The organism is Variovorax sp. PBS-H4 (genome assembly GCF_901827205.1).
Classification (GTDB): Bacteria; Pseudomonadota; Gammaproteobacteria; order Burkholderiales; family Burkholderiaceae_C; genus Variovorax.
This window is the reverse complement of record NZ_LR594675.1, coordinates 975,227-988,671: the sequence shown is the minus strand read 5'-3', so window position 1 is coordinate 988,671 and position 13,445 is coordinate 975,227. Positions and strand designations below refer to the sequence as shown.

12 protein-coding genes are annotated in these 13,445 nt (G+C 68.0%); all 12 read right to left on the bottom strand.

Annotated features, from left to right (window positions below; all coding sequences use genetic code 11):
* Nucleotides 1-19: 19 nt before the first annotated feature.
* The gene (murD, locus tag E5CHR_RS04705) at nt 20-1,798 is read right to left on the bottom strand and encodes a UDP-N-acetylmuramoyl-L-alanine--D-glutamate ligase (protein ID WP_162578606.1); all 1,779 of its coding nucleotides are present in this window, start codon (nt 1,796-1,798) and stop codon (nt 20-22) included.
* A gap of 5 nt (nt 1,799-1,803) precedes the next feature.
* Entirely contained in the window at nt 1,804-2,982 is a 1,179-nt protein-coding gene (gene mraY, locus E5CHR_RS04700; protein ID WP_162578605.1) for a phospho-N-acetylmuramoyl-pentapeptide-transferase, read from the bottom strand.
* 25 nt (nt 2,983-3,007) lie between these two features.
* Nucleotides 3,008-4,456, bottom strand: coding sequence for a UDP-N-acetylmuramoyl-tripeptide--D-alanyl-D-alanine ligase (locus E5CHR_RS04695; RefSeq protein ID WP_162578604.1), 1,449 nt, complete (start codon nt 4,454-4,456; stop codon nt 3,008-3,010).
* Nucleotides 4,453-5,955, bottom strand: a complete 1,503-nt coding sequence (locus tag E5CHR_RS04690) for a UDP-N-acetylmuramoyl-L-alanyl-D-glutamate--2,6-diaminopimelate ligase (protein ID WP_162578603.1) — start codon at nt 5,953-5,955, stop codon at nt 4,453-4,455. Before E5CHR_RS04690 ends, E5CHR_RS04695 begins: the two co-directional genes overlap by 4 nt.
* Nucleotides 5,955-7,703, bottom strand: coding sequence for a peptidoglycan D,D-transpeptidase FtsI family protein (locus E5CHR_RS04685; protein ID WP_162578602.1), 1,749 nt, complete (start codon nt 7,701-7,703; stop codon nt 5,955-5,957). The genes E5CHR_RS04690 and E5CHR_RS04685 overlap by 1 nt, the downstream gene beginning before the upstream one ends.
* Nucleotides 7,700-7,825, bottom strand: a complete 126-nt coding sequence (locus E5CHR_RS31955; protein WP_269474041.1) for a hypothetical protein — start codon at nt 7,823-7,825, stop codon at nt 7,700-7,702. The genes E5CHR_RS04685 and E5CHR_RS31955 overlap by 4 nt, the downstream gene beginning before the upstream one ends.
* The gene (gene ftsL / locus E5CHR_RS04680; protein ID WP_162578601.1) at nt 7,822-8,184 is read right to left on the bottom strand and encodes a cell division protein FtsL; all 363 of its coding nucleotides are present in this window, start codon (nt 8,182-8,184) and stop codon (nt 7,822-7,824) included. The genes E5CHR_RS31955 and ftsL overlap by 4 nt, the downstream gene beginning before the upstream one ends.
* A 2-nt stretch (nt 8,185-8,186) precedes the next feature.
* Nucleotides 8,187-9,110 (bottom strand): 16S rRNA (cytosine(1402)-N(4))-methyltransferase RsmH, encoded by a 924-nt coding sequence (gene rsmH, locus E5CHR_RS04675; protein WP_162578600.1) that lies wholly within the window; start codon nt 9,108-9,110, stop codon nt 8,187-8,189.
* An 8-nt stretch (nt 9,111-9,118) separates the two neighbouring features.
* On the bottom strand, nt 9,119-9,547 hold the full coding sequence (mraZ, locus tag E5CHR_RS04670) for a division/cell wall cluster transcriptional repressor MraZ (RefSeq protein ID WP_162578599.1): 429 nt from the start codon (nt 9,545-9,547) through the stop codon (nt 9,119-9,121).
* A gap of 261 nt (nt 9,548-9,808) precedes the next feature.
* The gene (hslU, locus tag E5CHR_RS04665) at nt 9,809-11,131 is read right to left on the bottom strand and encodes an ATP-dependent protease ATPase subunit HslU (protein WP_162578598.1); all 1,323 of its coding nucleotides are present in this window, start codon (nt 11,129-11,131) and stop codon (nt 9,809-9,811) included.
* A 17-nt stretch (nt 11,132-11,148) separates the two neighbouring features.
* Complete coding sequence (gene hslV / locus E5CHR_RS04660; protein ID WP_162578597.1) at nt 11,149-11,694, bottom strand: ATP-dependent protease subunit HslV; 546 nt, start codon at nt 11,692-11,694, stop codon at nt 11,149-11,151.
* Between the two features lie 135 nt (nt 11,695-11,829).
* Nucleotides 11,830-13,443, bottom strand: a complete 1,614-nt coding sequence (locus E5CHR_RS04655; protein WP_162578596.1) for an STAS domain-containing protein — start codon at nt 13,441-13,443, stop codon at nt 11,830-11,832.
* Nucleotides 13,444-13,445: the final 2 nt, after the last annotated feature.

Below are 13,445 nucleotides of genomic sequence, written 5' to 3'. Positions count from 1 at the left end.
TTCACAGCGGCGGTGCGTCTCATGCGCCCTCTCCCTGCGGCAGACCTGCATCGAACCCGACGTCGCGCGGCGACTCGGCCCAGTCCTGCACGGCGTCGCAGAACACGGCGGCGCGGTGCGCATAGTCCTTGAACATGTCGAAGCTGGCGCAGGCCGGCGACAGCAACACGGCATCGCCGGGATGAGCGCGGCCGGCCGCTGCCTTCACTGCTTCTTCCATCGAGGCAGCGTGCAGCAACGGCACGCCGGTGGAGGCGAGCGCTGCCTCGATCAGCGGCGCGTCGCGGCCGATCAGCACCACCGCGCGAGCATACTGGCGCACCGGCGCAGCCAGCGGCGCGAAGTCCTGGCCCTTGCCGTCGCCGCCGAGGATCACGACCACGCGGCGCTCCTCGCCGAGGCCGTTCAGGGCTGCAACGGTCGCACCGACATTCGTGCCCTTGCTGTCGTCGAAGAATTCGACCTCGTCCACGATGGTGACCGGCTCCACCCGGTGCGGCTCGCCACGGTACTCGCGCAGCCCGTAGAGCATGGGCCCGAGCTGGCAACCGGCCGCGGTGGCGAGCGCGAGCGCCGCCAGCGCATTGAGCGCGTTGTGACGGCCGCGGATGCGCAGTGCATCGGCCGGCATGAGGCGCTGGATGTGGATCTCTTCCTCCTCGACTGCCGCGCCGCGTTTGCGCTTCTGCGTCTCATCGGCTTCCAGGGCGCGCACCAGCCAGGCCATGCCGTGGACGCGCTCGATGCCGTAGTCGCCGGGGCGCAACGGCATGCCGGCGCCGAAGGTCACGACCGGACGAGGCGCCTGGCCCTTCGCCAGCTTGACGGGTGCTGGTTTCATGGCCATCACCGCATCGTCCTCGCGGTTGAGCACCACGATGCTCTTGCTGCCGAAGATGCGCGCCTTGGCGGCGGCATAGGCCGCCATGTCGCCATGCCAGTCGAGGTGATCCTGCGTGACATTGAGCACGGTCGCGGCGGTCGGCTCGAAGCCCTGCACGCCGTCGAGCTGGAAGCTGGAGAGCTCGAGCACCCACACCTCGGGCAGCGTGCCGGCATCGATGTGTGCAGCGAGCGTGTCCAGCAGCGTGGGGCCGATGTTGCCGGCCACGGCCACCGTCTTGCCGGCGCGCGCGACCAGCTGGCCGGTCAACGCCGTGACGGTGGTCTTGCCATTGGTGCCCGTCACGGCCAGTACCGCGGGTTCGTAGCCTTTGGGCGCCGGCGGGACGGGCACGGGCACGGGCGTCGGGGCCTCCGCATCGTCGTCGTCTTCGACGGGCGTGGGCATGGGCTCCGATCCGGGTTCGGTGCCAAGCTGCGGATCGTCGCCCGCAGCTTGCTCCGCCCGCGCCGCCTCAGGTGTTTCCGGCGCATCGCCGGGCTGCAACGGTTCGTGAGCCGCATCCGGCGGCGGCTCGGCCGGCGGCGCCGCCTCCTGCGTTTGCTCTGCCACCCGCAGGTCCGCCAGTGCGGCCGCGAACAGGTCCAGTTCGCCACCCACCGGCAAGCCGACGGCCCTGGCTGCATCGACCACCACCGCAATCGAGGCCGGCGACAAGCCTGGCGAGCGGTACACGGCGCGCACTGCGGTGCCTTCGATCAGCGCGGCGGACAAAGGCCCACCGACGAAGACCGCGTCAGGCACGCCGGCACGCAGCGCGTCGAGCTGCGGCGGCGACTCGCGGGTGTCCGCCACGGTGACCTTTGCTCCGTGGCGTGCGCACCAGCGCGCCATGGCCAGGCCCGAGATGCCCAGGCCCAGGATCAGCACGTGTTGGTCTTGAAGATGGCGCATCGAGCTCACCTCAGCTTCAAGGTCGACAGGCCCACCAGGCACAGCAGCATGGTGATGATCCAGAAGCGCACCACGACCTGCGTCTCGCGCCAGCCGCTCTTCTCGAAGTGGTGGTGCAGCGGCGCCATCTTGAGCACGCGGCGCCCTTCGCCGAAGCGCTTCTTGGTGTACTTGAAGTAGGCCACCTGCGCCATCACCGAGATCGCCTCGACCACGAAGATGCCACCCATGACGAAGAAGACGATCTCCTGGCGCACGATGATCGCGATGGTGCCCAACGCGCCGCCCAGCGCGAGCGCCCCGACGTCACCCATGAAGACCTGCGCCGGATGGGTGTTGAACCAGAGGAAGGCGAGGCCGGCCCCGGCCATTGCGGAGCAGAACACCAGCAGTTCGCCCGAACCCGGGATGTGCGGGAACAGCAGGTAGCGCGAATAGACCGCGCTGCCCGTCACGTAGGCGAAGACGCCCAGCGCGGAGCCGACCATCACCACCGGCATGATCGCCAGGCCGTCAAGGCCGTCGGTCAGGTTGACGGCATTGCTGGCGCCCACGATCACCAGGTAGGTGAGGATCACGAAGCCGATCCCGCCGAGCGGATAACTCACTTCCTTGAAGAAAGGCACCAGCAGGTTGATCTTGGGCGGGAAGTCCAGGTCGAAGCCGGAGCCCACCCAGGCGTAGAACAGCTCGAGCACGCGCCAGTTGGAGCTCTCCGAAATGCTGAAGAGCAGGTAGAAGGCGGCGGTCAGGCCGACTGCCGATTGCCAGAAGTACTTCTCGCGCGAGCGCATGCCTTCCGGGTCCTTGCGCACCACCTTGCGCCAATCGTCGACCCAGCCGATGGCACCGAAGCCCAGCGTGACCCACAGCACGATCCAGACGAAGCGGTTGGAGAGGTCGAACCACAGCAAGGTGGCGAAGGCGATCGAGAACAGCACCAGCACGCCGCCCATCGTGGGCGTGCCGCTCTTGCTCAGGTGAGTTTCCATGGCGTAGCCGCGCACCGGCTGCCCGATCTTGAGCGCGGCCAGCCGGCGGATCACGTACGGCCCGGCACCCAGGCCGAGCAGCAGCGCGCTCAGCGCCGCCATCAACGCGCGGAAGGTCAGGTATTGGAAGACGCGCAGGAAGCCGAGATCCGGGGAGATCGTCTGCAGCCATTGGGCGAGACTCATCAGCATGATGCGAACGTGCGCGGCGCATGGATCACGGCCGGCCCTCCTTGTTGTTGTCTTGTTGCCCGGTAGCGCGCGCGAGGGCCTGGACCACGCGCTCCATCTGCATGAAGCGCGAGCCCTTGACCAGCACGCTCGCGACGCGCGGCAACTGCGCCAGCACGGCGGCGTTGAGGGTGCCGATGTCGTCGAAGTGGCGCGCCTCGCTGCCCCCGCCGCGGGTGTACGCCGCGGTGGCGTGGATCGATGCGTCACCGAGCGCGAACAGCGACTCGATGCCGCGCTCGGCCGCCCAGGCGCCGACCTCGGCATGGAACTGCGGGCCGCGGTCGCCGACCTCGCCCATGTCGCCCAGCACCAGCAGTCGCGGGCCGGGCAGGCCGCTGAGCACGTCGACCGCTGCGCGCACGGAATCGGGGTTGGCGTTATAGCTGTCGTCGACCACGGTGATCGCCCGCCCGTCCGCCAGCAGCAGTTCGCTCGCCCGCGAGCGCCCCTTGACCGGCTCGAATGCGGCAAGGCCTTCGGCGATCTTGTCGATCGATACCCCGCAGGCCAGCGAGCAAGCAATGGCCGCTAGCGCGTTCACCACGTTGTGCCGCCCGGCGATTGCCAGGGTGGTGGATATCTCGCCGAGCGGCGTTCGCGCCTCGAACTGCCAGGCACCATGCTTCCACTCGGCGCGTCCGAGCGCGATGTCCGCGTCGGCCTGCTCGCCGAAGCTCAGGCAGCGCCGCGGGGCGCCCTCGTGCGCCATTTCGTTCCACAACGACGTGAAGGCGTCGCCGTAGGGGAACACGGCGGTGCCGTTGTCCGGCAGCGCGGCGAACACCGCGCCGTTTTCGCGCGCGACGGCCTCGACCGTGGCCATGAACTCCTGGTGCTCGCGCTGTGCGTTGTTGACCAGGCCGATGGTGGGACGCGCGATCGCTGCCAGCCGGGCAATCTCGCCCGGATGGTTCATGCCCAGCTCGACCACTGCCAGCTGGTGCCGCTCGCGCAGGCGCAGCAACGTCAGCGGGAGGCCGATCTCGTTGTTGAGGTTGCCGATGGTGGCCAGCGCCCGGTCCACGCCCGCGGCCCGCAGGACGGACGCGATCATCTGCGTGACGGTCGTTTTGCCGTTGCTGCCGGTGACCGCGACCAGCGGCAGATCGAACTGGGCTCGCCAGCCCGCGGCCAGAGCGCCGAGCGCGGCGAGCGTATCGGGCACTTCCAGCCCGGGCAGCCCGGCCGCCTCCAGCCCGTGGTGGGCGATGGCCGCAGCCGCGCCGCGCGCGCGCGCATCGGCCAGGAATTCATTGGCATCGAAGCGCTCGCCCTTCAGGGCGACGAACAGGTCGCCGGCCGCGAGCGTGCGGGTATCGGTGTGCACACGCGAGACCGCCACATCCGCGTCGCCGACCAGGCGCGCGCCGGGGAGCCAGGCAAGTGCCTTCGCAAGCGTCATCATCGGTGCGTCTTCCTGCGGCGCGCTCATCTTGCGCTCCTTGCCCGCGTCATCGCATCGATGGCGTGCGCCCGGTCGGAGAACGCGATGCGCTCGCCCGCGATCTCCTGCCAGGCTTCGTGGCCGCGGCCGGCGAGCAGCACCACGTCTTCCGGCGCAGCCTGGGCCACGGTCTGGCGGATGGCCTCGGCGCGGTCGGGTTCGACCTGGGCCGCCTCCGGGCGCGCCAGCCCCAGCAGGATCTGGCTGATGATCGCGCTCGGCTTCTCGCTGCGCGGGTTGTCGCTGGTCAGCACGACATGGTCGGCCTGCTTCTCGGCCACTGCGGCCATCATCGGGCGCTTGGCGGTGTCGCGGTCGCCGCCGCAGCCGAACATGCACCAGAGCTGCCCGCCGCGCTGGCGCGCCAGTGGCCGCAGGCCGGCCAACGCCTTGTCGAGTGCATCGGGCGTATGGGCGTAGTCGACGACCACCAGCGCCTGGCCGGGGACGCTCACGCGCTCCATGCGGCCCGGCACGCTGTCGAGCCGCGCGCAGGCGGCCACGGCCTGCGCGAGCGTGAGGCCGAGGGCGCGAAGGGTGCCGAGCACGCCCAGCAGGTTGGCCACGTTGTACTGGCCGATCAGATGCGTTTCCATGCGCTGGGGCGCTGCGCCCTGCTCCACCACGGTGAACTGCAGGCCCTGGGCGCCGTGGCCGATGTTCGTCGCCGTGAGCCGGGCCGGCGCGCCGGCGGCCGACACCGTCCAGACCTCGGGTGCACCTTCGCCGCGCTCGACGAGGTTGGCCACGAGGCTCGCACCGTGAACGTCGTCGATGTTGACCACCGCGGCGCGCAGGCCCGGCCAGCGGAACAGCTCGGCCTTGGCCTGCCAGTACGCGTCCATGCTGCCGTGGTAGTCCAGGTGGTCCTGGGTGAAATTGGTGAACACCGCCACCGCGATGCGTGTGCCGTCGAGCCTGCGCTCGGCGATGCCGATCGAGGAGGCCTCGATCGCGCAGGCGCCGAAACCGCGATCGGCAAAGGAGCGCAGCTCGCGCTGCAGCATGACCGGATCTGGCGTGGTGAGGCCGGTGTAGCTGAGGTCGGGCGGGACGCCGATGCCGAGCGTGCCGACCACGGCGCAAGGCCGCGTGGCATCGTGCGCGGCAAGCGCCTGCGCCAGCCACCATGCCGTCGAGGTCTTGCCGTTGGTGCCGGTGACGGCCAGCAGGTCCAGGCGCGACGACGGATCGCCGTAAAAGGCGGCGGCGATCGGGCCGGTCGCGGCCTTCAGGCCGGCAAAGCGCACGATGCGCTCGTCGCGCTCGTCGAAGTTGAACGACTCGACGCCTTCGGCCTCCACCAGGCAGGCCACCGCGCCCTGAACCAGGGCCGCCACGACGTGGCGGCGGCCGTCGGTCGCGGCGCCCGGCCAGGCGACGAAGCCGTCGCCCTGGCCCACCTGGCGGCTGTCGGCGTGCAGCGCGCCGCGCACGCGGGACTTCAACCAGCCCGCGGCATCGAGAGGATTGTGGAGCGCCAGCATCAGAAGCTCTCCTCCACGCCATTGGTCACGACCAACGGTTTGACTGCAAGGTCCGGCGGTACGTTCATCATGCGCAGCGTCTGCTGCACGACCTCGCTGAACACGGGCGCCGCCACCATGCCACCGAAGTACTGGCCGGCGCTGGGCTCGTCGATCATCACCGCCACGATGATGCGCGGCTTCTCGATCGGCGCCATGCCGGTGAACCAGGAACGGTACTTGTTGCTGGCGTAGCCCTTTCCGACCTGCTTGTGCGCGGTGCCCGACTTGCCCCCCACCGAGTAGCCGATGGTCTGGGCGCGCTGGCCGGTGCCGCCCGGGCCGGCGGCCATCTGCAGCATCTTGCGCACCGCCAACGCGTTCTGCGCTGAAAACACCTGCACGCCTACTGCGGGATCGGGACTCTTGAGAATGGTCGCCGGAATGATGGCGCCATCGTGCGCGAAGGCGGTGTACGAATGCGCCATCTGGAAGAGCGACGCCGAGAGGCCGTAGCCATAGGCCATGGTCGCCTGCTCGACCGGCTTCCAGCTCTTCCACGGGCGCAGGCGACCCGTCACCGCGCCGGGGAACTGCAGCTGCGGCTTCTGGCCATAGCCGAGGGCGGTGTAGGTGTCCCACATCTCATGTGGAGTCATCTTCTGGGCGATCTTGAGTGCCCCCACGTTGCTGGATTTCTGGATCACACCCTCGACGGTCAGCAGGCCGTAGTTGTGGGTATCGCTGATGGTGAAGCCGCCGATGCTGAAGCGGCCCGGAGAGGTATCGACCGGCGTCTGCGGCTTGATGCGCCCGGCCTCCAGCGCCATCGCGACGGTGATGGGCTTCATGGTCGAGCCGGGCTCGAAGGTGTCGGTGAGCGCGCGGTTGCGCAACTGCTCGCCGGTCAGGTTCTGCCGCTTGTCCGGAACGTAGCTCGGGTAGTTGGCCATTGCCAGCACTTCGCCGGTGCTGGCGTCCAGCACCACCACGCTGCCGGCCTTGGCCTTGTTGGCGGTGACCGCGTCGCGCAGCTTCTGGTAGGCGAAGAACTGCACTTTGCTGTCGACGGAGAGCTGGATGTCCTTGCCGTCCAGCGGAGGCACCTGCTCGCCGATGCCCTCGACCACGCGGCCGAGCCGGTCCTTGATGACGCGCCGGGAGCCGGGCCGGCCGGCCAGCTCCTTGTTGAAGGCCAGCTCGATGCCTTCCTGGCCGTGGTCCTCGACGTTGGTGAAGCCCACCACGTGCGCCGCGGCTTCGCCCTCGGGGTACTGGCGCTTGTATTCCTTGCGCTGGTACAGACCCTTGATGTTGAGCGCGGCGATCTGCTTGGCGATGGGCTCGTCGACCTGGCGCTGGATCCAGACGAAGGTCTTGTCCTCGTCCTCCAGCTTCTTGTCGAAGTCCTTCTGCGCCATGCCGAGCAGCTTGGCAACCTGGCGCAGCTTGGCCTTGACCTCCGGGTCGTCGCGCTCGATGTCCTCTGGAATGGCCCAGATGCTGGGCGCCACCACGCTGGAGGCGAGGAGCAGGCCGTTGCGATCGAGGATGCGGCCGCGGTTGGCCGGCAGCTCCAGCGTGCGGGCAAAACGCACCTCGCCCTGGCGCTGGAAAAAGGCATTGCCGACCACCTGCACATAGGCCGCACGGCCGGCCAGTACCAGGAAGCCGAAGGCGATGGTGGCAACGATGAACTTGCTGCGCCAGACCGGCGTCTTGCTCGCCAGCAGCGGGCTGGTGGTGTATTGGACGCTGCGCCGGCTCATTGGATCACCTCCAACCTGCGGGCCAGGATGCCATTCGCCTGCGGAGCGGCCGTGCGGCTCGCTGGAGTACCTTCGCCTTCGGCTGCGGTGCTATTCGCCTTCGGAGCGGCCGTGCGGCTCATGGCGTGCTCCTGCGGGCCGGCGCGGCGGCGGCTCCCGGGCGCACTGCAGGCGCCGTGGGCGGAATGGCGGGCGCCGCGACCGCCGGAATCACCGTGCCGTCAGCGCGCACGTACTGCGTGATCGCAGGCGTGGTGGTGCGCATCTTCAGCTGTTCCTTGGCCAGCCGCTCCACGCGCAGGGGCGTGGCCTGGGCGCGCTTGTCGACTTCCAGCCGGTCGCGCTCGAGTTCCAGCCGGCGCGCCTCGCTCTGCACCCGGTGCAGCTCGGTGAACAGCTGGCGTGACAGGTACTGCGTGTGCACCAGGTAGATCGCGGAGGCGATCACCGCCGTGAGCAGGAGGAGGTTCAAGCGCACCACGCTCAAGGCTCCCCGGTGCGTTCGGCGACGCGCAGGATGGCGCTGCGGGCGCGGGGGTTGGCGTCCACCTCGGCCTCGGTCGCCTTGATGCGGCCGAGTGCGCGCAGCTTCATCGCGCGAGGCGCGGCAAAGGGCGCGCGGCGGTCGTAGACCTCGCGCGAATGCCTGGCGATGAACTGCTTCACGATGCGGTCTTCCAGCGAATGGAAGCTGATCACCGCGAGCCGGCCCTGGGGTTGCAGCACGGAAAGACTCGCCTCTAGCGCCTGTTGCAGCTCTTCAAGCTCGGCGTTGATGAAAATCCGAAAAGCCTGAAATGTGCGCGTTGCAGGGTTCTGGCCCGGCTCGCGGGTTTTGACCGTGCCAGCCACGAGCTCGGCCAGCTCGGCGGTGGTTGAAATTGGGCCCCGTTCTTGTCGGCGAGCTGCAATCGCCTTTGCAATCTGAACAGCAAACCGTTCTTCGCCATAGTCACGAATCACCTCCGCCATCTGCTGCACTTCGGCCGTCGCCAGCCATTCGGCCACGCTCTGGCCGCGCGTGGTGTCCATGCGCATGTCGAGCGGGCCGTCGAAACGAAAAGAAAAACCCCGAACGGGGTTGTCGATCTGGGGGGAGCTCACGCCGAGGTCCATCAGCACGCCAGCAAGGCTGCGCGGCGGCAGCTCCCCCAGGTGGCCGAAGCTCTGGTGCCGGATGGAAAAACGCGCATCCTCGATGCGCGCCGCCTCGGCCACCGCTTCCGCGTCCTTGTCGAACGCGATCAACCGGCCGGCCTCCGACAGCCTCTCCAGGATCGCCCGGGAATGGCCGCCTCGACCGAAGGTGGCATCCACATAGGTGCCGGAGCCGGGCGCGGTGCCGGGGAGGAGTGCTTCCACCGCCTCCTTCAACAGCACGGTCGTATGGCTCCATGGCGTTTGCACTGCCGGCCTCAGAAAGAGAAGTCCTGGAACACATCGGGCATCTCTCCCTGGGTGGCCTCGGCCTCCTTGGCGTCGTAGGTGGCCTTGTCCCAGAGCTCGAAGTGGTTGCCCATGCCGAGCAGCAGCGCGTCGCGCGTGATGCCGGCAGCCGCGCGCAGCTCGGGGGAGATCAGCACGCGGCCGGTGCCATCCATGTCCACGTCCATTGCGTTGCCCAGGAAGACGCGTTTCCACCACTGTGCCGACATGGGGAGCGCCGCGATGCGCTCGCGAAATTTCTCCCACTCCGGACGCGGGAACACCATCAGGCAGCCGTGCGGGTGCTTGGTGATCGTGAGCTGGCTGCCGGCCGTCGCACTCAGGACGTCACGATGCCGGGTCGGCACGGAGAGCCGCCCCTTGGCATCGAGACTGAGCGATGAAGCCCCTTGAAACACGACCGCGAACCCCTGTCTTGGAAAGGCGCCGTGCACCTCGGCGAGGCACGAACGGACACTTTTTCCCACTTAACTGCACTTTTTTGCACTGTAGCAGGAAACACCTACCATGCAACGGGGCGTCGCGGCTATTTTTTGTAATGGAATCAACAACTTAGCGGTGTTTCTGAAGCCTCGAAAACACCGAATTTCCGTTGCAGATGAAGTACTTAGCTCGCGCAATGAATGTGTTGCGCGAACCGTACGAGTGCAAAAGGACGATCAGAGGATGAATCTGGAGAGGTCTTCGTCGTGACTTAGTGCCGAAAGACGCGCGTCCACGTAGGCGGCGTCGATGCGAACCGTCTCGCCTTCGAGCTTGGCCGCGTCGAAGCTCACCTCGTCGAGCAGGCGTTCCATGACGGTCGAGAGCCGCCGGGCACCGATGTTCTCGGTGCGCTCGTTGACTTCGTAGGCGATGCTGGCGAGCCGGGTAATGCCGTCGGCCGTGAACTCCAGCGTCACGCCTTCGGTCGCCAGCAGCGCCTGGTACTGCTTGACCAGCGAGGCGCGCGTCTGGGTCAGGATGCTCTCGAAATCCGCCACCGAGAGCGATTGGAGTTCAACGCGAATCGGAAAGCGGCCTTGCAGCTCCGGAATCAGGTCGCTGGGCTTGCTCAGGTGGAAGGCGCCGCTGGCGATGAAGAGGATGTGGTCGGTGCGCACCACGCCGTACTTGGTGCTCACCGCGGTGCCCTCGACCAGCGGCAGCAGGTCGCGTTGCACGCCCTGGCGCGACACGTCGGCGCCCTGCGCCTCGCTGCGGGTGGCCACCTTGTCGATCTCGTCGATGAAGACGATGCCGTTCTGCTCGGCGTTGTGAATCGCCTGGGCGCGGATTTCTTCCTCATTGACCAGCTTGGCCGCCTCCTCGTCGATCAGCAGGCGCATGGCCTCGCCGATCTTGAGCTTGCGCGTCTTGCGCCGGCCCTGGGCGAGCTGGCCGAACATGCCGCGCAGCTGCTCCGTCATGTCTTCCATGCCGGCGGGCCCCATGATCTCGAGCGGGGCGCGTTGCTCGGCCAGCTCGATCTCGATCTCCTTGTCGTCCAGCTGATGCTCGCGCAGCTTCTTGCGGAAAGCCTGGCGGGTGGCGTTGCTGCTCTCGGCGTTGGAGCCGTCCGCCGTGCGCGCCGGCGGCAGCAAGACGTCGAGGATGCGCTCCTCGGCACCATCCTCGGCGCGCATGCGCACCTTGGCGCTCTCGCTCTCGCGCGTCTGCTTGACGGCCATTTCGGCCAGATCGCGCACGATCGAGTCGACGTCCTTGCCTACGTAGCCCACCTCGGTGAACTTGGTGGCCTCGACCTTGATGAAGGGTGCGTCGGCCAGGCGCGCAAGCCGGCGCGCGATCTCGGTCTTGCCCACCCCGGTGGGGCCGATCATGAGGATGTTCTTGGGCGTGATCTCGGCGCGCAGCTTTTCATCGACCTGCTGGCGGCGCCAGCGGTTGCGCAGCGCGATGGCGACGGCTCGCTTGGCATCGGGCTGCCCGACGATGTGGTTGTCGAGCTCGGAGACGATTTCCTGTGGGGTCATGGGCATGGGGTCGCTCGCTGGGCTCACAGGGTCTCGATGGTGTGGTGCATGTTGGTGTAGATGCAGAGCTCGCCCGCAATCTCGAGCGACCTCTTGACGATGTCGGCAGCGCTCAGCTCGGTGTGGTCGAGCAGCGCCTTGGCCGCGGCCTGGGCATAGGCGCCGCCGGAGCCGATCGCGATGATGCCGTTTTCGGGCTCCAGCACGTCGCCGTTGCCAGTGATGATCAGCGAACTGTGGGCGTCGGCGACAGCGAGCATCGCTTCGAGGCGGCGCAGCACACGGTCGGTGCGCCAGTCTTTGGTCAGTTCGATGGCAGCACGCGCCAGGTGGCCCTGGTGCTTCTCGAGCTTGCCCTCGAAGCGCTCGAAGAGCGTAAAGGCGTCGGCCGTGGCGCCGGCGAAACCGGCGAGCACCTTGCCCTGGTAGAGCCGACGCACCTTGCGCGCGCTGCCCTTGATGACGATGTTGCCCAGTGTGACCTGGCCATCACCACCGATCGCGACCTGGTCGCCGTTCGGGGTCTTGCGGCGCACGCTGATGATCGTGGTTCCGTGAAATTGTTCCATCGAGAAGATATGGCGTTGGGCTGCACGAATGCAAGCTGGGACGGGGGAGCGGGCGAGAAACAGAATAACGCGTTGCGGCGACCTCTTCGGTGAAGAGGCCAACGCCCGCTGCACTGGCGTCGTGGAAGCTCGGTGTCAGTTCGCCCTGATCGCGACTTCGGCGTGGTCCGCAATCCCGATCACGCCGAAGAACGCAGCGATCAGGCGATGCGCGTCGACGAAGGCCACCCGCTCGCCGCGCGCATCGCGGGCGGTGACCCAGTTCAGCAGCGAACCGGCAGCCACGAAATCCAGGCGCACCAGCCCTGAGCACGAAATGGACAAGCCCTGCGCACCGGCCAATTCCTGGTCGAGGCGCTCCCAGGTCGAGAGCGATTCGCCGGCGATCTCTCCCACCAGAGAGCCGTGGCCGGCAGCGGCGTGGGTCGGCACGGCGTCGGCCCCGATCAGCTCGTCATCGTGTCCCGAGATCGAGAATCCCGAGGACACGGAAGGCGTTGCGGGGGAAGGCATGGAGGTCCTTTCCGCGATCGACGAGACCTCGAGCTCCCCGAAATCGCCTTTCGGGTCTTCCCAAGGCGGGGGCGACACTTCGTAGGTGATGCAGTAGTTGAGGGCCAGCAACTCGAACTCGTCGGGGCGATGCATGACACGCAGCGCAGCCATGTGCAGTTGCCACCAGATGGCGTCGACCCGGCGTTCGTTGACCGGAGTGGCCCCGGTGAGCACGATCTGCAGCCGATCGGCGCCCGCAAAGCGCAACTGCACGGCCGAGTCGGCCCAATGGTTGAAAAGCGCACGCAGCGGACCGGCGGCGTCGGGCTCGATGGCGTCGAGCGCGCTCCAGTCCAGCTTCCAGGTGGGGCCGGCCGCACCGAGCGCTCGCGTCAGGCCGAGCAGGTCTTCGCGCCTGAGCACCGCCGGGCTGGCCCAGTCGGCGCCGCCTGCCGGTGCCGGCGGGGGTGCGGTGATGGCCGATGCCGCCGCGACCTGGGCATGGCGCCCCACTGCACGCAACGAGATCCATTCGGGCGCATTCCGCCTGGTGCGCTGCATGTAGCGCGCAGCCGCCGCCGAAAACTTCTCGGCATCGCCCACGGCACGATAGAAGTCGAACAGCGCCCGCCACGTGTCGTCATGATCGGCGCCAGACGCCTCGGGCGCCAGCGCTTGCAGAAGAATGGCTTCCGTGCCGGCGTCGTCGCCGTGGGCGAAGCGGATCGCCGCCTCCTCGATGCAGCCGTCGGAGACCGAGGGCACGGCGGACGAGCCCGCGGCGCCCTGCGGCTGCGACACGCCAGGCACGGTGTCGGCGTACGCCCGCGCGTGCTGGGCAGCCATGTCGCCGCTGGCCTTGCCTTCTCCCGAGCCCTGCTCGCCGCCCGGGCCGCGGTTCTTCCACCATTGCTGCGACATCTGCTCTTCGATCTCGGCGATCTTCTTGAGCGTGAGCGCACGGCCCTCCGTCTTGCCGGTGGTGCTGCTGATGTTGAAGGAGGACGGCGTGGCGCCCGGGTCGCGCCCGCCGGCAGCCTCCCGCTGGCGCAATTTGCGCAGCATGTCGAACTCGCGGCGGCGCACGAAGTCATTGCGCTGCCGCCGCTCGATCATTTCCTTGAGCATCTCGCGGCTGTAGCCGTTTTCGAGCTGCGAGGACTCCTCGGCGTCGAGTTCGGACCAATCCTTGAGTGGATTGCGAACGAACTTGGCCACCTTTGACAGCAGCCGGCCGGTGTCTTCTTTGGCCATGC